The organism is Lysinibacillus sp. CTST325 (genome assembly GCF_054665055.1).
In genome coordinates this window covers 125,651-148,987 of the sequence record NZ_BAAFHO010000002.1, presented here as the reverse complement: position 1 = coordinate 148,987, position 23,337 = coordinate 125,651, and the positions used below count along the sequence as shown (strand labels likewise).

Genomic DNA, 23,337 nt, shown 5'->3' with positions numbered 1-23,337 from the left:
AGTTATTCGATTAATGGAAGAAGGAGATTATTCTTCTTGGCTTACCGAATATGAAAATCGTTTACCTTCTCAACATAAATACGATGAAGGTAAATTAGATATGATCATCTGTACGAAAGAATGGTTTCGTGATTTAGTTAGTAAACATCATCAGATGGCTGAGGATGACAAGGTATATGTATTTGGAGTGTTTAGAAAAGTAGATAATACTCATATTGGCTTTATAGACTTTTCGACAATTATGAGGGAAGAATTTCAATGGGCCAGGTTCGGATATACAATTCATAACCACTTTTGGAGACAAGGTTATGGTAAAGAGGCTGTAAAAGCAGCTATTGCTCTAGCGTTTGAAAAATTAAACTATCATCGAATAGAAGCTCATATAAACCTTGATAATATAGCATCTATAAAGTTAGCAGAAGGTGTTGGAATGGTTTATGAATGCACAGGAAAGGATTCATATACGAGGACGACAAATGGACTGATCATCTAGTTTACTTTATTAACGCAAAGTAAGCTTATTAAGTAGACAGAATGATGCTGTTTCTGGTACACACTTTCTTAAGAAGAAAAAGTCATTCTTCTAATATTAAAAAGTTAAAGAAAAAACCGATTTCCGGTAAGCTAAGAGAACCGTTGGCTTACGATAATCAAGGATTCCACTTTCAAAACGTGAATATATTCTTCCTAATACAACCGTTGGGCGATGGTTTTATACGTATGTACCCGAATAGTTAGTGTAAGAATCTGCCCTATATATTTGTAGCGATGAGTCCACTTACAAAAGTCACAACTATGCTACGTGACTTAAACGCAGAAACAGGGTGAATTTTAGCGATTGTGCCAGTCGTTAATTGTGTCATCCCTAGTTTTTTATAATGAGTTAAATTGTGGACAGTTTTTCTTATGCTATATGTTAATTGACAAAATTGACTCTAAAGATGAAAAATACCGATTATCAAATAATATGATAATCGGTATTTTGAATAGTATATTATAAAAGTTCTTTACGTAATTCAGCAGCTGATTTTGGTGATAACAGACCGAATGGGATATCGAATACTGTTTTTGCACCTTTGTCTCCTACTTTATTTAAGCGATAAGCTGCACGTGCAAAAGCTACTAGAACACTAGAAGTGAAATTTGGATTACTCTCAAGCTTTAATGAGAATTCAAGAATTTGTTTTTCGTTAGCGCCGCTTTCACCACTACGAATTACGAATCCACCGTGTGGCATGCCAGTGTGGTTTGCTTTAAATTCCTCTTCAGAAATAAAGTTTACTGTTGTGTCATACTCGTCAAAATAGTTTGGCATCGTCACAATTTCTTGCTCAACTTTTGTAGCATCCGTACCTTCCTCAAGAACAACCCAGCATTCACGTGCATGTTTTTGACGCGTTGTCAGCTCAGGATTTTCACCATTGCGAACACGGTCTACAGCCTCTTTAATTGGTAATGTGTATTGTACTGCATTTTTAACACCTTCTATGCGACGGATAGCATCTGAGTGACCTTGACTTAAACCGTCTCCCCAGAACGTATAAGTTGTACCTACTGGTAGAACTGTCTCCCCGAGTATACGATTTAATGAGAACAAACCCGGATCCCAGCCAACTGAAATGACTGATACTTTTCCAGATTTTTGAGCTACTGCATCGACTGCTTCGAAAAACTCAGGAATTTTCGCATGTGTATCAAAGCTATCAATTGTATTAAACCATTGTGCAAAGTGTGGTCCTTGCTCTGGTAAATCTGTAGCAGAGCCACCACATAAAATCATTACATCAATGTCATTTTGGAATTTTTCAGCATCATCTACTAAATATACACTTGCATTACTTGCAATTTTTACAGTTGAAGGATCGCGACGTGTAAATACCGCTACTAATTCCATATCTGGATTTTGCGAGATAGCATACTCTACTCCGCGTCCTAAATTTCCATAACCTACAATACCTACTCGAATTGCACTCATTAAAAATTCCTCCTCGCGATTACGTGACTCTGTGAAACCTTTCACGTTAAATCTAATTACAATAATACGTTTTGTTAGGAAAATTCACAATAGTTTGAGTACGTGTTTTTCTCTTGAAATTATACAAATTTTCTATGATTTCTATTCGTTAATGGCATGAATACGGTTACATTTTACTAATGTAACTTCTTTCAGAGGATGTACTAACATCCTTTGAAAGAAGTTACAGCCTACGGACGCTATTATGCCAAGGCATAATTGATTGACTAACCTTTAAGTTTTCGTTAAAGACTTGTAAATGAAGACTATTCCGACCGCATGTCTTGTACAATAACACTAACGACAAAGGGGGCATGTTGAATGAAAAGTAATTGCTATTCACCTAGCACAACATTGGAACAAGGAGAATTACTTGCTTGTCCATTCCAAAATGCACAAAAATCTGCTAAAGCACACATGGAAGCTAAGGCAAAGTACAAAAGATTTTCACCTAACAAACACCAATATATAAGGGTTATACCTTTTGACGTTATAGACGAAACCCTAAATATCTCCGTACAAAACCAACGAGTCGATGAGGTTAACTTCTACCATAGCGGCAAGGAGATTGCCCGCTGGTTGATTAAAAAAAGTGAATACAATAAGCTGTAGTTTTCCTCACAGTATTTCCTGTGCCAATTTGGCAAGACGCTTTTCATTCATAATGTGATAGCCATTCTTTTTCTTCTCTAAGATTTTTTCTTCGCAAAATTGTGCCAGTACATATAATAAATGTCGATAGGAAACCCCTAAATATTCACAGATTTCCGTATGTTTTTCTTTATAGATTCCTTGATCTGACGAAAATTGAATAAATGCAGCCAGTCGATTTTCAAGCGGAAATGCTTGATTTTGTGTATATTTTGACGTCATTTTGTACGCCTTTTCCCCTAAAAACACACAAAGTTTACGTAAAAATAATACATCCGTGAGTAACTTTTCTTTGCAGGACTGTGTAATCGAAAAACAAATCGTCTCGGTTACTGTCTGAATCCCCTTCGTATATCTTGCCTCATTAAGCAGCTCAATTTCCCCCATAAAACGTGGTGCTTCCAAGTAATCGATAAGCGAGACCTTACCATTTTTATGTGTCATGTATAGCTTCGCCTTTCCTTCGATCATGTAATATAACGTATCTGGAAATGACCCTTCTTGAAAAATCCATTCACCTTTGTCAAACTTACATATTTCTAAAAATGGATCAATTTCAAAAGAAAAAAAATCATCTATTGGATATTTATCAAGATAGTATGAACGTTCCTCAGCTGTCAGTATATGCATTATTTTACTCTCTCCTCCGAAATAATGTGAGATATCTCACATTATTGTACCGATGAACGTGCTATTATTCAACTTAGTTAAATTGGAGGTACGGAAAATTTATGAACAATCAACGATGGCTTTCTCAAAATTTCTTTGCATTTTTCTTTACATGGGGTATTTTCTTACCTTACTGGACTGGTTGGCTTGTAGATGCCAAACATCTTACAGTTTCACAGGCTAGCATCGTAATGGGCTGTGGTCTTTTAGCACGTGCAACTTCAAATCTTTTTTTCTTCCCGACTCTTGCAAAATATGTGAATAATAAACGACTCGTTAGTATTTTAGCAATAGGTGCCCTAATCACAACTTTATTTTACTTACTAAGCACGAGCTTTATCTCGCTTCTTATTGTGACCCTTTTATTTAGCGTTTTCTATCCAGCACTGCTACCTGCCGTTGAAAGTAGTGCGGCAACGCTCGTCCAGCATGGAAATGTACACTATGGTAAAAGCCGCTCCTATGGTTCCCTTGGCTTTGTCATTGCAGTATTAATCATTAGTATGCTGACAGGTGCATTTGGCAATAACATTATCTTTTGGAGTATGGTGGTCGGCCTGATCGGTATGCTGTTGATGCAGCAAATGGCTACACCGAAAGAGTTACTCGTTATACCAACAAAAGAACAACGTGCAAATTCATTGTCGATGAAAACATTATGGACTATGAAAGGTTTCCCAATTGTTTTATTAATCGTAATCCTATTACAAGGCGCACACGCTTCTTATTACAGCTACGGCTATATTTATTTAGGTGATTTACATGTTGACCCATTCTACATGGGGATGATTATTAACATCGCCGTTATTTGTGAAATCTTATACTTTATGAAGGCTGATACACTATTTAAAAAATGGCGCTCATCTTCTTTATTACTTTTAGCAGCAAGTGGCTCATCATTACGTTGGCTACTCATTTACCTCTTCCCGAATGTCTGGGTATTTATCGCTTCTCAAACATTACATGCACTATCTTTTGCGCTCGCGCATTACGCTTTTATCAGCTATTTAACAAAAACATTGCCGAAGGAGCAAATTCCAAATGCACAAGGTATTTATTCTGCATTAGCAATGGGATTAAGTACAGCGATCCTTACATTTTTAGGCGGCTATTTATACGAGATTTCGCCTGGACTATCATTTGCAGCAATGCTTATTTGTACTGTTCCAGCAATCGGTATTTTGCTTGCTACTAGAAATAAATATCAATATTAAAATAAGCAGGTGGGAAAGAATCTCTTTCCTACCTGCTTATCTATACGCTCATCTTGGATAATAAGAAAATCCAGGATACTTTACAACCGGCCACTTTTCCTTTCTTAACACATTAAGAAGTTCAGGACCAACATTTAAATTGCTTTGAATTAACTCAGATGGCGTAAGGGCCATCCATTGATTTAACGAAACATCCTGAAATCTATCACTTTTAAACATTTCAAGGAACCATAATGTCTCCGTACCGGTATTCTCAATGTAGTGACCATTTGCAAACGGCACGTATCCAACATCTCCTGCACGATAATCGAATGTTCGAGCCACACCATTTGCTGCAAACACCGTCATACGCCCCTGCCCTTGAAGGTAATATTGCCATTCGTCATTATTTGGGTGCCAATGCAGCTCTCTCATTGCACCAGGCTTAATCTCAACAAGCGCTGCGGCGATATTTTTAGAAATAGGAAAGTTTGTCGAATCCACAATTCTAACACTTCCACCAGGAGTTTTAATAGGAGTTTGGGCAAGCAGGCGATGTTTGAAGGTTTGAGGGACTGTACCGTATGGGGATTGTACTTTTTGTGTGTCTAGAGGTCCTGGAACCTTATCTTGATAAATATAGACCTGTTCTTTCGGGATATGTTTAAAAGCGCTCATAGGAACACCAAAGTTAGAGGACAGCACATCTTTAGGAGTATGAGCAAACCAATCAGATATTGAGAATGTACTAAGATCTGAGAAATGCCCATCATCAAACACCAGCAAAAATTCACAGCCATCTTCAAGACCTTGTATGGAATGCGGAATTCCTGGCGGGAAATACCATAAATCCCCCGGTCCTACATCGGCAATAAAATTACGCCCATTTTGATCGACCGCTGTAATACGTGCATGACCAAGAAGCATATACGACCATTCAGCTTGTTGATGCCAATGCAGCTCACGTACTCCTCCTGGTGTCAAACTCATATTGACACCTGCCAATGTAGTGGCAATTGGCAAATCACGAACAGTAATTTCTCGAGACCAACCGCCATTTTTTAAAACCATATGCGTATCAGAAAAAGAGAATTTCAAATTCGGTACAAGTCCAGCATCTGTTTTTGGAGGGACAAGCATATCAGGATTTTCCAGATCCCTCATAATATCTCTCGGCCCTTTATCCACCCACCCTGCACCATCTTTCCGAATAGGCTGCGGAACATAAGAATAGCCATCTGGCATGTTCTCCAATGATTCACCTCTTCATAAAGAAATCGTTATTTAAATATGTATGGATTCTTTACTTGGATTATTCTTTTCCTTTCAGCTTAGTTGCTAGGATAGCAGAGGATGTTGCTGTTAAATAAATTTCTGTAGCTCTTAATTCCTGATGATTTAACCAAAAGTTCCTGACCTTATCTGGTTTCCCTTTCCATTCCTCTGGAAAATGTTGTTCTGGCGTAAAATCGTCCATTACTAACATACCTCCAACAGCTAATGCGTCCAATAGTTGTTCGCCTTCAATTGTTTTAGCAGCAGCTGCATCAGCAAAAATAAACTGGAAAGGACCTTTTGCTATCACTTCTTTCCAGTCACCTACTAAAAATTCTGCCTGCTGATGACGAATTGTTTGAGTAGTAGCATCGATTTTTCCTTTGCACGATCCACTGAGACAAACTGTACGTTTGGTGCAATGGTAGAAAGAATCCAAGCACTACTTACGCCGTAGCCAGTCCCGACTTCAAGAATTGTCCCATGTGTGATTTGACCAACAAACACTGACAACAATCTTCCTGCCTCATCTGAGCAAGAATACTCGAAATCATGTCTATGGGCTAACATTTTACTTGCCTTCACCATTTCCGGAATATATGTATTGGAGCGATATTTCGTTAACATAATTACAAACCACCCTTTAGATTTTTAATTCTTAATCATATTCGCTTTTTTCTTAAAATTCCTTTGTTAAACATCACATCCCTAAATAGAGGTACGTTTTTATATTCAAAGTAATCGCTACTTATGTAAACGGTTTTAACCTGACGCCTCCCTAAAATGCTTGTTTAGTAATAGCCCATCTCATTTTATATTCCCTTTTTAATCATATTTACAGTTGGAATGTTATCAATTGCTTTTACATATATTTACTTCGGGATAGCTTACCTTATGCATCGCCCCAAACGTCATTGCAGTTTGCTATCCCACCTTTATTTTAATTTTCTAGATATATCCAGTAGTATCTGAGGTCCGCAAAACCCTTCGCTTATGAATCATCAAATGTAAGTTTATTCTCTTTCAAATCTGAGCTGTAGTATGTGCAAAGGCCGCGGCATTTCATATTATAATAAAGATAAAAATAAGGAGTTGTACCGATAAACGGAGTATCTATTCCTGCTTTACTAAAGGCTGTCTTCATTTTCCTCAGTGGCATATTCAACAAATTTAAATTTTAAAAAAGTAACTAGACCTAAATAATAAATAAATTATTTTTTTGAGCGAAGTTTTAATCGTTCTTTTTTTTCATTTAAAACTCATATTGTTCATTTGGTTACTGTAGCTTATGATGACACTGCGGCTATTTCTATGTTAAAATTTACATATATTTCATAACGAGGTGGTAACATGGAAAATAATAAATTAGTTTGTAAGGCTTGTGGTAGTGATTCCTTCGCACAAGGTGAATTAGGCGGATCTATGGCAAAAGTAAAACCCATTAAGCTCGATATGCTCCATTTTTCGAGTTCTCCACTAATTTTGACTATTTGTACGAATTGCGGAGAAGTAGCTTCAATGAAAGTTAAGAAAGTTGATAAGTTTAAATAGTCTCTTATAGTTAAACTTTGGGTCACTTCCAGCCGAATGACCTTTTTATTCGTTTCTTTCCTCAAAATGTTCATTAGAATGTCTTCCCTATTAGTGGACTCGCGGCTCTATTTAGATTTATAAATCCCAGAGTGTGAAACATAATTTATATAAATTTCGTTTAAGTTATGTAAAAAAGAGGTAGTGTATGGTAATGAATATAAATTTGTTGTCATTCTTAATGTCTTTATGTTGTATAATTTTTTTCTTCATAGTAAGTACTAGCTCAGCAAATTTAAAAAGTTTCTTTGTCTCACACTTTCATTTCCATCCATTGAGTGTTGTATTACTATTAACAATACTTTCTTTTTTCTTAGCCCTTATAGGAATGAAGGATGTAAAAAATATGTTTACCCTTACTAGGGGCATTGTTTCGATGGTTCTAACATTAATACTCTCTGGAATAATTGGTTACATACTATTCATTGGGAACTTATTAACTTAGATGATTTTTTAAAACTCTTCAAATGTGAAATTGCTAACCTTGATTAATTTAATTTTGTTACAATAAATTGGAAATCGAGTTTTTTATCTGAAGGGAGCTTTTAAATGTTTAGCAAACTATCCATTATTTTCGCTGTAATTGGTGCTGTTCTATTAAGTTTCTCTTACATTTATTCAACCAACTTTGTGATTCTTATGATATCTGGATTCGGTTTATTATTTATAAGTTTTTTGTTAAGTCTTGGTGCTATATTTAAAAGAGAACAGAGGAAATACAAGTTTTTTCCTGTACTAACATTTTTCTTTTGTAGTTTCATCATTACTTGGTATGAACCATTTCAAATTGTAAGATTACTTACTTGGATTAAAAATTAATTATTTACGTTACATAAAACATTTGTAACTGACGCTACAGAAAATAATTGCTGAAAGAAGTTAAATAAAATCCGGTCTATATCTAAAAAATAGGAGGTGGATAACATGCATTATTTCCAAATTTTTTCCCTTACTTTATTTTTAAGCGTCATCAGCTTTTTGGCTTTAGCCGCAGCAGGATTCCTTAATTATATAGATGGTCTAATAATGTCTATTGGGCTAATAATAGTTACTTTACTTTCTATTATTATTAGCTTATTAGTGAGCATTAATAGACAATTAAAAAAGAGAGTATAAAATATTTTGTGTAAATAGATAAAACGATAAAAAGAAAGACCTTTTCTTGGTAGAATTAAGTCAGCAAAACCAATCCTAGAAAAGAGAACTTCCCTAATTAGGGTTTAGGCACTTTTAATATTATATTTCCCGAATATCTCCCCTTGTGTAATTTACCCCACTAGCACAGATAACAACCTTTCCTAGGATTACTTAAAACACCTGTCATAACATTTCGCTCACTTAACTAATTCTAGAAAATATGAATTTGAATGATACCATGGTTTCCTTTACTAACCTGATTTTTTCTCAAAAAAGACGATTTATCGGAAAAGTAGTAGCAATCGCATTTTTCGCAAAAATATTATGGTAAAATATCTCTTTATTCTTTATGCATCAGGAAAGAAGGAAAGATATGGAGAAAGACAAATCAAAAAAGATAAAGAAGGATTTTAGCCCGAAAGACGCTATTTTTGTATTCTCTTCTTTTACATTCGTTTGTGTAGCTATCATTTTCGCTTTAATTGTTTATAATGTATTCACAATACAAGATTTCCTATCATTCAATCAGCCATTCACAATGGTAATGAGCGTAGTTCTCACTTCATTTGGTCTACTTTTGTTTGGGGTAATTTTAACATTGTTTATTCCCTCGAAATACATGGATGAAACTAACCAAAGCTATCAAGACTATTCGTTGCTAAGTATTGTTGCCTTTATGTTTATAGGGGCGTTATTTGAAGAAGTTTTGTTTAGGGGAATTATTCAAAATTTACTTCTTGTATTTCTAGAACAACCGTGGACTGCAATAATAATAACAACTTTATTGTTCATAGGGATGCATATTCAATACTTCAAAAAACCTATCATGTTAATAAATATAACCATTCCAAGTTTAATTTTTGGATGGATCTATTTTGAAACAAACAATATTTTAGTACCTTTTCTTGTGCATTTTTTGATGAATATCGGAATGACACTATTATTCAAATACAATTTAATAAGAGTTAAACATTAAAACGGTCGTAGATATACACAAGACTAATGAGACTTGTCGACGCAATAGTTTGATAAATTAATTCTTATCAACAATTGGTTCATGCAAGATTTTTCACTTGAATTATTCTTGACTCAAAAGGTTACGCCCGAAGCATTCAATCATAAATCATTTATATTCCTTGTTACTATTTATAGCGGAATCATAAATTTTCCATTACAAATAATAACAAATCGTTTATAATACTATTTGAATGAAAAAACACGATTCGGTTGGTAGTCCGGATGCATCAAAAATATGATGTCAGTAACCTTCCCCTCCTCGGGATGTCCATCATTCGATTTTAATATGAGGAGGGACCTACTATGAAACTAACCATTTTTTATGATGGCCAATTTTATATAGGGCTTATTGAAAACATTTCCGAAAACAAATACAAAGCATACCGGTTTATTTTTGGAAAAGAACCTAAAGATCAAGAAGTCTATGATTTTGTAAATACGAATTTGTTGGATTTTATCAAAAATAATGATAAACATGATGGAATACCTATCCAACAAGTTGAAATGAAGAAAATCAACCCTAAAAGGCTTCAAAGAAAAGTTGCAAAAGAATTAAGAAATCCAAGTATCACCTCTAAGGCCGAAGAAGCTATAAAAGCAGAATTGGCACTTAGAAAAAAAGAAAAATCTGTTACCTGTAAACGACTTAAAGAAGAACGCAAAGAATATATTCGGAATATCAAAGTTCAAAAGTCTAAAAATAAACATAAAGGTAGGTAATATCATTCTTTTTACTGACAACTGATGTTGTCAGTTTTTTTATTAGGGTTCAGGCTACACTTCCGAAAGTTTATCTCCCACTTTCACTAGTGCTGTCATAATTTATGTATTCTTCTTATTATTTTAAGAATGAAAAATCCCCATCATGATTACACAATGGGGATTTCTTTTGGAATCTACCTAAAACCTTCATTTTTTCTTTCCTGCAATTTCAAATAGGATATTTAATCCTTTTTCCAACTCTTCATATGTTGCATAAGCATATGATAATCGAATATGCTGCGTATCTTGCGGATCGTAAATATAGCCAGGATTAATGAGAACTTGTCGATGCAATAGCTTGGTGAATAACTCTTTATCGACGATTGGTTCATGAAACTTTAGCCAAATATAAAAGCCACCTTTCGACTTTTCCCAACTGGCAATTCCCGTAAAATTCTCCTGCAATATACCATCAATAAAATTGGCCCTCTGTAATAATTCTTTCCGCAAACTCTTAATATGATTTTCATACTTCCCAGATTGCAACCAATGCAGCACAATTTCCTGTGAGATGGCACTTGATCCGTAATCTGTTTGCATTTTTATATCTGCTAATCGCTCAATCACTGTAGTTGGACCGATTAACCAGCCAATACGAAGTCCGGGGCTTAGCGTTTTCGAAACACTCCCAATATAAAGGACTTGCCCGCTATCATCCATTGATTTAATTGGATCCGTCGCCGCTTCAAAGAGCAATTCATGATAGACGTCATCCTCGATGATGGGAATGCGAGACGCTTTACACGCTTGATATAGTTGCCTTTTTTCAAACGACGTCCAAACCCCACCAGTCGGATTGTTTAAAGTGGGAACAGCATAAAATACAGCTTGCCTTTTTCTTTTCTTTTGGGCCAAGGTTTGTACGAGCTGTTCATCACGATCGATAGCTATCATTTGCATACCGACAGACTGGAAAGGATGGACTGAATTTAAATAAGAAGTCTGTCCCTGGAATACGATAGAACCCTGCTCAAGCAGTCCAACAGCAATGAGCTGCAATGCCTGTAGTGCACCTGAGACGATACAAACATTTTGGGGCTTTACATGGATCCCCCTTTTTTTCACGTATTCGCAAATCGCTTCTCGAAGTTTATCGCTACCTTGTGGTGATGAATAGCCTAAAGCTTTCGGCTGCAAAGAGAGCTCTTTCAATGAGTTTTCAATTTCAACGGTCGGTAATAAACTTGGTGCTAGCTCCCCAGTTCCCAATCGAATGACATCATCGCGCTGCTCGTATTCATTGATTAATTGAATAGTATGATAATTAGGCTTATGGAGACTTGTGTCTATGTACTTTTGCCAATTTGGTTGTGTTTGTGTAATTAATGAATCCCATGAATTTTGTGCTACATAAATACCTGATCCTACCTTCGATTCCAATATTCCTGCTGCTTTTAACTCCTCTAACGCCTGCTGAACAGTACTACGATTGACCCCAAACTGCATAGCTAGCTGTCTTTGTGTCGGTAGCTTTGTTCCTGCCACCCAATCTCCCCGTTCTATATGTTCAGTAATCCACTGAATAATTTGCTGCTGTAATGTCATTTCGCCCTGTCTACTTGGCTGCCAGCTCATTCGTATCACCTCAAACTTTCGAAATTGGGTGGCTAAAAAACCATCCAATTGGTCGTTTTCTTTTAGTTATAACATATTTAGAATGTTTAGTGAAAGGAGGTATTTCATTGGAAGCATTTCTACATGGAATGATTTTAGCATTTGGACTTATTTTGCCCCTTGGCGTACAAAATGTCTTTGTCTTTTCCCAAGGTGCAACACAGCCCCATCTAGTTCGTGCCTTACCCGCCAGCATCACTGCCTCAATTTGTGATACGCTTCTGATACTACTTGCGGTATTTGGTTTATCTATAATTGTGTTGCAATTTGAGTGGCTACGTATCACCTTGATGAGTGTTGGGATACTGTTCTTACTCTATATGGGCTATACAATTTGGCGCTCAAATTCTGCATCTGCCGATAATAACGAAGCACTTCCTGTAAAGAAACAAATATTATTTGCGGTTTCTGTCTCTCTCTTAAATCCACACGCCATTTTAGATACAATAGGTGTTATCGGGACGAGTGCTTTAAAATATAGTGGGACGGAGCAAATGTTGTTCACTGCAGCATGTGTTTTGATTTCTTGGTTATGGTTTTTCGGTCTTATCATTGCTGGAGCATCCTTGAAAAGACTTGATAGCACTGGGAAGCTTATGAATATATTTAATAAATGCTCAGCGATTTTTATTTGGGGAACCGCTCTCTACCTTGTTAGTGGTTTATTGTAATCTATTTCATAAAAAACGCTCAGGATACTGGTTTTTATTAAAAGCCAAGAGTTGAGTAAGGCTCTTATATTTCCCAATCCTAAATACAATGTGCAACATATGCAATTTAAGCTGAACTAATTTCGATAGTAGTTCAGCTTTTATATATGTTTAAAGATATATAAGTATATTTATAGTATCTGTAAATTTTTCTATCCGTTATTCAACTAACGGAGCAGAGCAGTTTTAAAAGTTTCCACCACTTAGTGTTAAGGTATCGAAGTAACACAAGTAACATTGTCTATTTTTCGGAATATTTCATTTACAATTACTTGATTATATCGGATAATATACTAAATCAGTATTGGTATAATTTGTTAGATTACGAAAGTTAGGTGAAGTTAATTGTTTAATAATTTAGGTATGTCTTTTTTATGGATGTTACTTGCTTATACAGTCGCAACGTTAGTTGTTTTTATACATATGTTAATCTCCAATAAATATTTTGGTGTTCAAAATGCGAAACAGGCAGGAACGGCTTTTTTGAAATCACCTGTTTATGTTAAATCTAGACCCTACCAGGTTCTTTACAATGTTATAATATTTCCAATTTTTCTATGGCTATATAGTAAAGGGGTTGAAACGGATAATGTAAAAGAATTTATGCTTATTACCGTTACCCAATGGACAACACTTTCAATAATAATTGACTATATTAGTTGGGTTTTAATTCCCCATAAATTTAGGTTAACACATAAAGAATTTTATATTGATTATCAACCTTATATTACTTTAATTTATGTTGCAATTTTTGTTAGTCATTATATAGTAGGATTTTTCATTTCGTAAATTTTGTAGGATTCATAACCCTTTATTTATCTAATATAGGGAAGCACAAAAATTGGAGGTACTTTATTTCAAACGAAGATGCTTCCCTATAATAAGTTTACCGAATGTTCAAACACTCACACTCCCTTTGTCAAATGAAAAAGATTATGCCTTCTTGAAAATGTCATCAAAGTAATCACGCCAATAATCAACTTGCCAATTATTATATGTATGATACAAAGGCAACAATTTCTCAACATCCTTAGAATGTATTAAACAACCTCTATCATCATACAAATGAAATATTAAGTCCTTATCTGTACTAATATAATACACGAATTGTCCAATAGAAGGTTCTTTCTTTTCCTTGTTCATAATTCCCTATCCCCTCAAGTATTTCCCGGTAGGGTACAGACTTTAATGGTGAGTATACAAATGTTCGTCAATCGGGCCATTTTATCGAATAGCTTGCATATATAGGAGTAAATCATTATGAGGTTAAATATTATTAATAAAGATTTCTCGTCAATGTGGTTATCTAATTTACTATCCATTTTGAATGGAAGATTCAGAGAACTAGTTATACCATTAATTGTGTTGGGTTTAACTAATTCCCCTTTAGTAACAGGACTGGTTGCACTTTCGCAACAACTTGGAACAGTATTACTTGCGATTCCTATAGGCACATGGGTAGAGAAGAAAAACAAAGTCCGAGTAGCTAGGATTTGTCATCTTATCTATGGCATTGGTATTTTCACACTTGCTTATTTGATAACATTAGAACAATTAAACGTTGCAGTAATCACCTTTGTTTTATTCTTTATGGGTATAGTATCTTTAATTAGTGGTACTGCTTTTTCGACAATGATCCCTAGTGTTGCAGGAAGAAAAAAGTTATTAGAAGCCCATACGAGTTTAGAAGCTGCCGATGCGATTGTCACTTTAATTGGACCGGCAATTGGTGGTTTTTTATTAGCCAAAACAGGATCATTCATAACATTAAGTATCTGTGCTACGTTGTCCTTATTATCAGCTCTCTTTATTTCGTTAGTTCGAAATAGAGAAATACAACCCCAACAAAGTATTGAAATGGCAACTAAAGAGAAAAAAGCAAACTTTTTCAGGCAAACGGTAGATGGACTGAAATACCTTATTGTTAATACGCAACAATTAATTAATACTATTGTTTTAAGTACGTTAGGCTTTTCTACAGTATTTATTGTTCTAACTATTCTACTCCATGCAAGGATATCTTTAAATTTTTCTGAAGAACTCATAGGTATTTTATTATCAAGTGCCGGTATTGGAAATATTATAGGCGTTTTAATAATGAAATGGTTTAAAAATAGGAATTGGCTATTACTACTTTGTTCATTACTGATTATCACTTCTTTTGGCGTTTTTGTTATTTTTTCAACAGAAAACTTTATATTAATGTGTTTAGGAATGATAATATTTGATGGTGCACTATCAATGGCATTTGTGGTCCAAATATCTGTGCATCAAGGGATTACACCAAATAACTATTTAGCGAGGGTAAAAAGCGCTACATATGTTATAGGTGGTTTATCTACAATGTTGGGAACGTTTTTAGCTGGTGCTATTCCAGAATTTTCATCATCAAGAATTGCACTTGGAATTGGAGTATTCGTACTAGCAATACCGGCATTGTATTTGCTTAAGTTTCGAAAACTTGGTGTGAAACTCAGTAAAATAAAAACGATTAGTATGAATAGTAATGTAGAATGATTTCACTAATTTAAAGTATTAAGCTCATTTCTAGAAGAATCAAAAAAAACGATTGGGCAAGTGTCCAATCGTTTTTTAGCATATTATTCAGTTGTAACGATAAAATCGCGACGGTGAATTAATGCAAATAGAGTGCCAAGTCCTAACAAAGTTGCTGCAAGGATAAATGTTACCCTGACATCCCAAAGCTCTGCAATTGCTCCGAAACTTAATGATGAAATACCGAATAAGAGTGATATCATAGCACTTTGAACGGCGTAAATTTTAGGAAGCTCGTCAGTAGTTGCAGATTTTTGAAGCATTGTCTCACTTACAATGCCTTTTAATTGTTGAACAAACTAGCCAGAATCCTTCAAGGCAATTTCAGCAACTGAACGAAATCGGAATGGATATTATTTTTGAAGAAAAAGTTTCCTGAGCAACAAAAGATCGTGAGCAACTTCAAAAAATGTTAGAGGATATAGAAAAAGGTGACATCATTTATGTTACGGATTACTCGTAGTACACAAGATTTATTTGAATTAATCGATAACATACGGAGTAAAAAGGCAAATTTAAAATCCTTAAAAGAAACATGGCTAGATTTATCAGAAGATAATCCCTACAGCCAATTCTTAATTACGGTTATGGCGGGTGTAAACCAATTATAACGTGATCTTATCCGTATGCGGCAGCGTGAAGGGATTAAATAGGGCCATTTCAAAGCTAAGCAAATATTCAAATCAAGAGCAGGAAACAAAGATAAACCAACATTTGACCAGTCTTGAAGTAATAAGTCGATTAAGTTCCCTCTCTATGGAACCTTTCTTGAAGGAGTTGGAGCAGGCCGTAGCTGACGGATACTCTTTAAAAATTCTTTACCAAAAAGTGGCGAAGATCAATATAAACTAAATAAGACTCATAAACCTGAATACTTCTTCCAGTTAATGAATTCAATAAATAGCTGAACTAAAAAATCAACTTAGCAGTTTTATATTAGTTCAAATAAAAATAATGAAGTAACTGAAAAGCTCACTTTCTCTATTTTGTTTTGCGGAGAAGTTGGGCTTTTAAATTTGGAATTTCCTTATCGTTGTAAATCCGCATTTTCCTGACGCTACCCCTTATTATACTCAAATAACGTTAACAACCGCTTATTCAACTAGTTGAGTAAAGTACATTAACATATTGAGAAATATAATAAACAATAAAACCAGATTCATCCACACTATACATTTTACGATTAATCCCGCCCAAACATTCTTTCGTAAACCATAGTGAAGAACAATAGAAAAAAATAAAAGACAGATTATTCCTCGAAGAATACTACCTCCTACAAAGAATGAAATTACATTTATCAATACACATATAATAAATAAAATGACATATACCTTATATATTTTTTCTTTTCTTTGTCTTTCGTGTTGGAATTGATACATTACTTTTCACCTCGTGTTCCTCATATTCTTGATTATACCTTCTTCAACTATCCTCCACCGTTAGCACAGCTAGAAAAAAGATGTTGCCGCTGCAACACCTTGTTTAACTATTGCATCCTTTAGTTCAACAATAGTTTCTATTGAAGTTTCATCAAAAACACAAACGCTTCAACCCTTGTAGAAGCTATATTTTAATTCAATTGATTTAGTAATAAAAGTCTCTCCTTGTTGGAGAAACGCTCCCGTTCTAATTTCTTTCCATAGAATACTTGACCTATCAAATCTTAACAATGTATTGCTATATTTTATATCTGTAATTTTTTCCTCATTGAACTAAATTGCTTTGTTTGTTCAATAAAAAAAGAGCTGCATATGCAACTCAATGATCGTTAATTAATGCATCTGTTAGTGCAACAAAAAGTATGTACAACTTTTCCTAGGAAATTGATTATAGAAGTAAGAATTAAATAATGACACTCTTATTTAAAACGTTTAATAATTTCTACTCGTGAGTATTCATCAATCCAATTGCCGTATTTTTTAAATAAAGGATATATGGTTTCTTTATTAGTTGCAATGACCTCGCATCCTCTATCATCATAAATAAAAAAGATTACATTTTTAGTCATATTTATAAAAAACACATCTGGATAGTTTGAACCTGATCCCCATTTTTTATCTAATCTAGGTTTTAAGGGGAAATCCTCATTACATACTGCTTTAATAAGCAATGGGTATTTAAAATCTTGTTTCCGGCACTTTAAGGAAAATCGAGAAGTATAATAATCGTCAGCTTCTTCAGCATCAAATACATACGGCAAAGTTTCTTGTCTTAAATGGAATTTTAAATCTTTTTTTTTTATATAGCGATCATAAACCTTTATCCGATTTTTCTTAATTTCATCAGACCAATGCTGATAAACATTCGTAACTAGAAAAATTTCATCCAAATCAGAAAAAAGTTCGTTGAAAATAGACAATGCTTGACTGTACACACAGTCAAACCTTTCGTGATTCAGACTACCATCATCTTTAAGTTGATAAATCCCAGTCCCTAATTCAAAGTGAATACCTATATCCCATTGATGATAAAGACTAGGTGCCAAAGTAAGTCCTGGGAAAGCATTATGTAAATATTGACCTAAATCTATCGTCATTCACTCCATTCTTTCTAATGTTTTTTTATTAATATCATTATTACACTAACCTGCTCAATTTTAGTGAAATGTATCAAGAATCCCCTGTTACCAAGCAATGGTTATTAAGTCATGTTCAACGAATTCAATTACAAATTTAGGTGATGGGCAAAATACATACTGTTGAAAGGCATCTTCTGCTGCTAAATGAATAATATTTTCAATAACCTTGGATAGTGGCATCTTCACCCAAGGTAATGTACTAAATGGTGGTAGGTCGTCTTGTAAGAAAAGATAAACTGAATTCTCAGTGTAAAGTTCTTTATCGTTTAAAAACGATGATACCTTATCACGATTAACATTTTGTATCACGAACTTGTTATTCATTTTCTCTAAGTCTAGACTTACCCATTCAATTATTGGGATGCTCGCTATAAATTCAGTTTTCATTTTCTCCTTTTCCTCAACATCTAACAACCTAATACTTTCTTTAGTTGAGAACGGCTCCAACATCCAACCTAATTGCATCTGTAATGCATCATATCTTTCTTTCTCTTTTTGCTTTTGTAAAAGAAACTCTAATCTTTTTTTCCGATCATTCGTGTCCATTGCACACCTTCTCTTCTTACTTTTCCCTGCAATTATACCTGGCTTTTTCTATTTTCTTATTGAACTAACTCGTTAGCTTAACAATGTAAAAACCTCATTCTTTTATTCTTAGATGTCGCAAAAGTTCTTTAAATGGAGTACCATAAGAATCTTCAAATTTCTTGATATGTTGTGTTAACTCAGACCAATTACTTTCGATGTGTGGATGTATATGAGTGGTATCAGCAAGACAATATAGTTCTATTAAGGAGTAAAGGGTTTCCCATACCAAAAAGTCATCATCTAATTTAAATAACACCTCAATGATATTAGGAATGTAGTTAAACGCTTCTTCGGGTGACATTCCTTTTGTAATTGATTCGAACGAATTACTAAAATACCACTCGTCATTATCTAATTTATCTTCCCATCCCACATATATTTCTAATAGCTTACTATCCGTTTTAATCACGCCCCAAAGTGCAATTTTATATACACTTCTTAATTCAACTAACCTGCTTACGTTAGTTCAATAAGAAACTAGAATTTAATCTAATTTTTTTACAAATAAAACTCTGTCTTGAATTGGTCCGTCATAGTCTGTATTTACTGATAGACCATCAACAATTCTATCTCCATCTTCAATTTCAAAACCCATCTTGGTATGATAGGCAATCGAGACTTTATTGACAGGTGACGTTACACAACGAACAATACTTCGATTATTTTGCTTTACCGCATTAAAAAATTTATTGTATAAATGCTTTCCAATGTTATGCTTTCTGTATTGAGGATGCACTCCAACGAAATGAATATACGCCTCATTTGAATGAGTTTGAGAAAGGAATCCTATTAGAAAACCCACAAGTTTACCATCCTGTTCTGCAATGAAGCTTGTTTGTGTAAAATGGTCAAAGAATAATTTTGGTAACATATCAGACATATTTCTGCCACCCCACCACTCATTGATTAGCGGTGAAATTACATAGTAGTCTGATCCTTTAACTGAACGAAATTCCATTTTAATCCTCCTTTTTTTGTGAAAATCTATTTAAACTAATATTAACATTAAAGCAAATTTTATATTATCCCTTTTGTAACTAAACTGCTTCGTTAGTTCAATAAAGAAAAAAAGAGCTGCATATGCACCTCAATGTTCTTCAAGTAAAACACCGTTAGCTTAAGTATTTTCTTTCACAAACTTTTGCTTGGTGTTAATCCGATTTAATAACCTTTTGTTCAATTCCTATAAGGTAGTTGAGGTGCTCTTTTGATAAAGATATATCTTTTGTAGGAACTTTAACACCAAAAGAAAATTCTTTTAATACATAAACGTCTTCTCCCCAAAGGAAATTCCCAACTACATCTTCTTCTGGTAGTGAAGACATAGAATCTAATTCAATATATGGATAATCTCTTGTAATACCAGCCTCATCAACTGCTTCTCGTTTAGCTGATTCAATAGGAGTCTCACCCTCTTCTCCACCACCAGCTAATCCCTGCCAATATCCATAATCACTTCTCTTAAAAATTGCATATTCAATAGAATTGTCAGTGATTATATAAGGAAATACCAAAACTTGATAAGGTGCCCTCATTGCTAATCTCCTCCAAAAAATAACCTTAAAATAAATTTGATCTTTCTTCAACCACCCTGCCCCGTTAGTTAAGTCTTCTTTATAGTAACTTTTCCCTCTTTATTTACAGAATTAAAGACAAGGTTCTATAGAGATGCATATAAAGATAAGAGGCTGGGACAAAACAGGTCAAAACCATAAAAAGCGCGAAAAATCAATTTTAGAAACGTTGATTTCTCACGCTTTTCTGTTGTGAAATATTTTAATTTTGCTTTTAATATATACTTATGTCCCAGCCTCCACATCCTTTTCTATCTCCACAAGAGCTTTTAAGATTTTCGACATTTCCACGATAGCACTATGTTCGGTATAAAAGCCTAAAGCGAAGGCAGTATCAATACTAACTCAGTATGGATATTTTACTCCAATTAACAATGTGATGTTAACGGGAACATAAAGTTATCCTTCAACAATGACTTTTTCGTTAAGACGAATAAAGCATCATCATCATTTGGCATAATGGTTGCTGTCATGCCCTCGATTGTAAAATCAGGTGTGAAATAAAATACTACTTTTTTCGTTGTTTTCTTCACAATGTTTGCTAATACAGCTTCAACATTTGGTGCATTTAACGAAATGATATCGTAAATATGCAGAGTACCTTCTTCTTCATTCATTAGCACAATCGTTTCTAAATCTTCCACATAGAAAATGGCTTCATGAAATACTAATATGAAGTAAAACATTAATAAACTATCATTATGCTTAACATCTAAAATCATAGAGTTTACATGGCTATTTTTCGCAAACTTTTCAAGTAATGCAAGATCATTTTCAATAGTAAGCTGTTTTACTTTCGCATCCATCTTCATTTGAATTGAGCTTTTTGCAATGTCTAAGCTAAACTCACTTTCATTTAGACGTGTAAAGCCAAACTTCGGGTAAAAATCCAATACAGTATCATTCGCAAAAAGATACATGAAATCACAAGTATTTTCGTGTTCTTTCATAATATGCTGCATTAATAGCTGAGCCAAACCTTGATTGCGATAATTTTCATCTGTCATTACTGTACCAATCTGAATGCCTTTATACATTTCACCATTAATAATTATTGACATTTTATTAACCGAAGCATTTGAGATAACCTTACCTTCATCAACAAATGAATACGGTATATATTTGTCATTCCAATACCCTCTGTTGTACCAGCCTCGAAAATCTAATTCGAATGTTTTCATTGCTAAGGTATTAAAACTCTCCTTCAAACTTTCATTATTTCGATAATCACTAACTAATTCATATTTTTCCATCTAAATCCCCTCCAATTTTTGCTTCAATCACTTTGGTGCATTACATAATATTTATGAGAATTATCACCTCCTAAAAACAGAAAAAGACTTTATGAGAATAAACTCATAAAGTCTTTTTATACGCAAAAAAATAAAATTAACCAAACTAAAGCTAGTGCTTGCCTTTAGTTGGATTATATAAATTTATTTACCTGCTTATATAGATTAGACATTATATCATCGCTTCTCTTAGTTATCGCAAAAGGGCATCATAAATAAACCTATAATTAAAATTATAGAATTGCCCTTCTATTAAATTCATTGGAATTTAATTTGCGATAATAAGTTTTAGCATAAAAGTCTAATCTCCCTTCTGCTTTTAAGAATAAAGATATACTATCACCTGTTTAAATTTCTGTCCACCTTTTATTTCGCGAATTTTTTCATTAGTATGAATACTCTATGAAAAACGCCCTATACTGGAGTGCTTTTATTTTAAATTTTCCCCTTTCTCACCTTCTTCTTTTCGACATAAAAACACCAGTTTGTCAAAAATAACCAAAATAGAAAAACTTTGAAACTTTTTTATAAACATCGTGACTTTATTTCAAAGTCACAGTTCCTCAAGTAAAGCACCCCGTTCGTATTATAAGGTCAGCCAGAGAAATCTGGTTGACTATTTTTTATTCAATTTATAGATTGATAGTAGCCGGGGTCGAACGGAAGCACCCGTGGGACTAGATCCCGACAACTAAACTGTTCGCCCTCTACTTGTTAACACATGATTAGGCTGGTTGGGACATTACGATCTCGTATAACAAGCGAAGATATGAATAACAAGCTAGATAGAGGTTACCTGTCAATACACTACCTTAGGAGGAGATAAACTATGAATCCAGTAGTTGGTCTGGATGTCGCAAAAGGTGAAAGTCAGGTTCAAATGTTCTTGGATAAAAAAATGCCCTATAAAAACAGCGTGAAAGTTAATCATACGGTGGATGGATTGGAAGAGTTACACTCTTATTTATTAGATTTAGAGCGTCAAACAGGGATGAAGCCACTTGTTGTTTTGGAATCAACGGGTCACTATCATGCCCCAGTTGTACAGTTTTTAGAAGCAAGAGAATACATTGTCATTATCGTAAATCCACTGGTATCTTACCGAGCAAAAAGTTCTAGCTTGCGAAAAACCAAAACAGATGCCATTGATGCTTATCACTTAGGCGAACTGTATTACAAAGAGGATTTAGCGCCTCAGAAAAAGCGTGGTGTACAGTTATTAAACCTTCGGCATCTAACAAGGCAACATGAAAATATAACGGGAATTATGACTCAAACAAAGCTTCAATTTCAAGCCGTATTAGATCAAATATTCCCTGAGTACAAAGGGGTTTTTGGCGATTTATACGCTGAGATTTCCATAAAAACTTTACAAGCTTACCCTACTTCTGAATTAGTTAAAGAAGCAGGTGTAGAAGAGATCGCGCAATTCATTGATACACATTGCAAAGCACGTTCGTTTAATTGGGCGCTTGAAAGATCGGAAAAATTAATCGGAGCTGCAGAACGCAATCCATTTCAATCAACTCTTTATCAAAGTCTTCTAGTCAGTTTGAATATGTATATTGATTTACTTCAAGTGTACCACCAACAACTTTCTACGTTGGAGCGTGAGATTGATGAGTTAGCGGCACAACTTGAAGAATATGAATTACTCCAATCAATTCCCGGTATTGGTGAAAAAATCGCTGCAACGATTATTTCAGAAATCGGAGAAATTGATCGGTTTAATCATCCGAAAAAGTTAGTAGCCTTTGCAGGACTAGATCCCAGTGTGTTTGAATCAGGTCGCTTTAAAGGCACGAAAAATCACATTACTAAACGCGGCTCGGCTTCGCCACATGCTTTATACAGCTGTTCGTTGTTCTATTCGAGATAGTCGGAAAAAGAAAACAACATCTGAAACTATTGCACGAAATAAGCGATTACGAGCCTTCTACGATATAAAACGTGAGGAAGGAAAGCCATATAAAGTAGCCATTATCGCTTGTGCAAATAAGCTTTTACATTGGATTTATGCGATTTTAAAAACGAAAACACCATTCCAAGAAACCATGTAGTTACAGCATTTTCAAATACAACAAAAACCTTTCAAATTGAATTCGGAGGGTTATTTG

Annotated in this window: 22 protein-coding genes and 6 pseudogenes; 14 read left to right on the top strand and 14 right to left on the bottom strand. The window is 34.4% G+C overall.

Annotated elements, in window-relative coordinates; all coding sequences use genetic code 11:
• The first annotated feature begins 13 nt into the window (after positions 1-13).
• A pseudogene (locus ACYQ73_RS06175) lies at positions 14-516 on the top strand (GNAT family N-acetyltransferase).
• A gap of 478 nt (positions 517-994) precedes the next feature.
• Here ACYQ73_RS06175 and ACYQ73_RS06170 read toward each other — a convergent pair.
• Positions 995-1,975 (bottom strand): diaminopimelate dehydrogenase, encoded by a 981-nt coding sequence (locus ACYQ73_RS06170; RefSeq protein ID WP_460011663.1) that lies wholly within the window; start codon positions 1,973-1,975, stop codon positions 995-997.
• Between the two features lie 360 nt (positions 1,976-2,335).
• Here ACYQ73_RS06170 and ACYQ73_RS06165 point away from each other — a divergent pair, with 360 nt between their 5' ends.
• Positions 2,336-2,626, top strand: a complete 291-nt coding sequence (locus ACYQ73_RS06165; protein ID WP_460011662.1) for a hypothetical protein — start codon at positions 2,336-2,338, stop codon at positions 2,624-2,626.
• A gap of 6 nt (positions 2,627-2,632) precedes the next feature.
• Here the strand turns inward: ACYQ73_RS06165 and yeiL are convergent, their stop codons facing one another.
• Positions 2,633-3,295 carry a transcriptional regulator YeiL gene (gene yeiL / locus ACYQ73_RS06160; RefSeq protein WP_460011661.1) on the bottom strand — a complete coding sequence of 221 codons (663 nt, stop codon included), beginning with the start codon at positions 3,293-3,295 and terminating at the stop codon, positions 2,633-2,635.
• A gap of 101 nt (positions 3,296-3,396) precedes the next feature.
• Between yeiL and ACYQ73_RS06155 the strand changes: the two genes are divergently transcribed.
• Positions 3,397-4,548: an MFS transporter gene (locus ACYQ73_RS06155; protein ID WP_460011660.1), complete on the top strand. Its 1,152-nt coding sequence runs from the start codon at positions 3,397-3,399 to the stop codon at positions 4,546-4,548.
• A 48-nt stretch (positions 4,549-4,596) separates the two neighbouring features.
• On the opposite strand, the gene ACYQ73_RS06150 is transcribed toward ACYQ73_RS06155, so the two are convergent.
• The 3 genes from ACYQ73_RS06150 to ACYQ73_RS06140 all read right to left on the bottom strand — a co-directional run bounded on the left by ACYQ73_RS06150 (position 4,597) and on the right by ACYQ73_RS06140 (position 6,429).
• Entirely contained in the window at positions 4,597-5,772 is a 1,176-nt protein-coding gene (locus ACYQ73_RS06150) for an oxalate decarboxylase family bicupin (RefSeq protein WP_460012306.1), read from the bottom strand.
• Between the two features lie 67 nt (positions 5,773-5,839).
• The gene (locus tag ACYQ73_RS06145) at positions 5,840-6,112 is read right to left on the bottom strand and encodes an O-methyltransferase (protein WP_460011659.1); all 273 of its coding nucleotides are present in this window, start codon (positions 6,110-6,112) and stop codon (positions 5,840-5,842) included.
• A gap of 17 nt (positions 6,113-6,129) precedes the next feature.
• Entirely contained in the window at positions 6,130-6,429 is a 300-nt protein-coding gene (locus tag ACYQ73_RS06140; protein WP_460011658.1) for a hypothetical protein, read from the bottom strand.
• 723 nt (positions 6,430-7,152) lie between these two features.
• Between ACYQ73_RS06140 and ACYQ73_RS06135 the strand changes: the two genes are divergently transcribed.
• The 4 genes from ACYQ73_RS06135 to ACYQ73_RS06120 all read left to right on the top strand — a co-directional run bounded on the left by ACYQ73_RS06135 (position 7,153) and on the right by ACYQ73_RS06120 (position 10,266).
• Positions 7,153-7,353, top strand: a complete 201-nt coding sequence (locus ACYQ73_RS06135; RefSeq protein WP_460011657.1) for a hypothetical protein — start codon at positions 7,153-7,155, stop codon at positions 7,351-7,353.
• A gap of 963 nt (positions 7,354-8,316) precedes the next feature.
• On the top strand, positions 8,317-8,508 hold the full coding sequence (locus tag ACYQ73_RS06130) for a hypothetical protein (RefSeq protein ID WP_460011656.1): 192 nt from the start codon (positions 8,317-8,319) through the stop codon (positions 8,506-8,508).
• A gap of 394 nt (positions 8,509-8,902) precedes the next feature.
• Positions 8,903-9,505: a CPBP family intramembrane glutamic endopeptidase gene (locus tag ACYQ73_RS06125; RefSeq protein ID WP_460011655.1), complete on the top strand. Its 603-nt coding sequence runs from the start codon at positions 8,903-8,905 to the stop codon at positions 9,503-9,505.
• 344 nt (positions 9,506-9,849) lie between these two features.
• Positions 9,850-10,266 (top strand): YjdF family protein, encoded by a 417-nt coding sequence (locus ACYQ73_RS06120; RefSeq protein WP_460011654.1) that lies wholly within the window; start codon positions 9,850-9,852, stop codon positions 10,264-10,266.
• A gap of 189 nt (positions 10,267-10,455) precedes the next feature.
• Here ACYQ73_RS06120 and ACYQ73_RS06115 read toward each other — a convergent pair whose 3' ends face one another.
• Entirely contained in the window at positions 10,456-11,883 is a 1,428-nt protein-coding gene (locus ACYQ73_RS06115; protein ID WP_460011653.1) for an aminotransferase-like domain-containing protein, read from the bottom strand.
• A gap of 107 nt (positions 11,884-11,990) precedes the next feature.
• On the opposite strand from ACYQ73_RS06115, the gene ACYQ73_RS06110 reads away from it, so the two are divergent.
• Both ACYQ73_RS06110 and ACYQ73_RS06105 read left to right on the top strand, forming a co-directional pair.
• Complete coding sequence (locus ACYQ73_RS06110) at positions 11,991-12,593, top strand: LysE/ArgO family amino acid transporter (protein ID WP_460011652.1); 603 nt, start codon at positions 11,991-11,993, stop codon at positions 12,591-12,593.
• Positions 12,594-12,977: 384 nt separating this feature from the next.
• The gene (locus tag ACYQ73_RS06105; protein WP_460011651.1) at positions 12,978-13,421 is read left to right on the top strand and encodes a hypothetical protein; all 444 of its coding nucleotides are present in this window, start codon (positions 12,978-12,980) and stop codon (positions 13,419-13,421) included.
• A gap of 144 nt (positions 13,422-13,565) precedes the next feature.
• On the opposite strand, the gene ACYQ73_RS06100 is transcribed toward ACYQ73_RS06105, so the two are convergent.
• On the bottom strand, positions 13,566-13,775 hold the full coding sequence (locus ACYQ73_RS06100; RefSeq protein WP_460011650.1) for a DUF3885 domain-containing protein: 210 nt from the start codon (positions 13,773-13,775) through the stop codon (positions 13,566-13,568).
• Positions 13,776-13,892: 117 nt separating this feature from the next.
• Between ACYQ73_RS06100 and ACYQ73_RS06095 the strand changes: the two genes are divergently transcribed.
• Complete coding sequence (locus tag ACYQ73_RS06095; RefSeq protein WP_460011649.1) at positions 13,893-15,149, top strand: MFS transporter; 1,257 nt, start codon at positions 13,893-13,895, stop codon at positions 15,147-15,149.
• An 83-nt stretch (positions 15,150-15,232) separates the two neighbouring features.
• On the opposite strand, the gene ACYQ73_RS06090 is transcribed toward ACYQ73_RS06095, so the two are convergent.
• The gene (locus ACYQ73_RS06090) at positions 15,233-15,451 is read right to left on the bottom strand and encodes a hypothetical protein (protein ID WP_460011648.1); all 219 of its coding nucleotides are present in this window, start codon (positions 15,449-15,451) and stop codon (positions 15,233-15,235) included.
• 23 nt (positions 15,452-15,474) lie between these two features.
• On the opposite strand from ACYQ73_RS06090, the pseudogene ACYQ73_RS06085 reads away from it, so the two are divergent.
• The 3 pseudogenes from ACYQ73_RS06085 to ACYQ73_RS06075 form a co-directional block, all read left to right on the top strand.
• Positions 15,475-15,796 (top strand): annotated as a pseudogene (locus tag ACYQ73_RS06085) (recombinase family protein); the annotation flags it as partial.
• A 31-nt stretch (positions 15,797-15,827) separates the two neighbouring features.
• Positions 15,828-16,037, top strand: a pseudogene (locus tag ACYQ73_RS06080) (DNA-binding transcriptional regulator); the annotation flags it as partial.
• A pseudogene (locus tag ACYQ73_RS06075) lies at positions 16,031-16,096 on the top strand (glutamine amidotransferase); the annotation flags it as partial. The pseudogenes ACYQ73_RS06080 and ACYQ73_RS06075, both read left to right, overlap by 7 nt.
• 950 nt (positions 16,097-17,046) lie before the next feature.
• Here the strand turns inward: ACYQ73_RS06075 and ACYQ73_RS06070 are convergent.
• The 6 genes and pseudogenes from ACYQ73_RS06070 to ACYQ73_RS06045 all read right to left on the bottom strand — a co-directional run bounded on the left by ACYQ73_RS06070 (position 17,047) and on the right by ACYQ73_RS06045 (position 21,181).
• Positions 17,047-17,718, bottom strand: a complete 672-nt coding sequence (locus ACYQ73_RS06070) for a DUF3885 domain-containing protein (protein ID WP_460012305.1) — start codon at positions 17,716-17,718, stop codon at positions 17,047-17,049.
• Between the two features lie 93 nt (positions 17,719-17,811).
• The gene (locus ACYQ73_RS06065; RefSeq protein ID WP_460011647.1) at positions 17,812-18,312 is read right to left on the bottom strand and encodes a CDI toxin immunity protein; all 501 of its coding nucleotides are present in this window, start codon (positions 18,310-18,312) and stop codon (positions 17,812-17,814) included.
• Positions 18,313-18,406: 94 nt separating this feature from the next.
• The gene (locus tag ACYQ73_RS06060) at positions 18,407-18,763 is read right to left on the bottom strand and encodes an ABC transporter (RefSeq protein WP_460011646.1); all 357 of its coding nucleotides are present in this window, start codon (positions 18,761-18,763) and stop codon (positions 18,407-18,409) included.
• Between the two features lie 75 nt (positions 18,764-18,838).
• Positions 18,839-19,312 carry a GNAT family N-acetyltransferase gene (locus ACYQ73_RS06055; RefSeq protein WP_460011645.1) on the bottom strand — a complete coding sequence of 158 codons (474 nt, stop codon included), beginning with the start codon at positions 19,310-19,312 and terminating at the stop codon, positions 18,839-18,841.
• A gap of 232 nt (positions 19,313-19,544) precedes the next feature.
• A pseudogene (locus ACYQ73_RS06050) lies at positions 19,545-19,889 on the bottom strand (NUDIX domain-containing protein); the annotation flags it as partial.
• Between the two features lie 407 nt (positions 19,890-20,296).
• Positions 20,297-21,181 carry a GNAT family N-acetyltransferase gene (locus ACYQ73_RS06045; RefSeq protein WP_460011644.1) on the bottom strand — a complete coding sequence of 295 codons (885 nt, stop codon included), beginning with the start codon at positions 21,179-21,181 and terminating at the stop codon, positions 20,297-20,299.
• Positions 21,182-22,049: 868 nt separating this feature from the next.
• Here ACYQ73_RS06045 and ACYQ73_RS06040 point away from each other — a divergent pair.
• A pseudogene (locus ACYQ73_RS06040) lies at positions 22,050-23,280 on the top strand (IS110 family RNA-guided transposase).
• The last annotated feature ends 57 nt before the right edge of the window (positions 23,281-23,337 follow it).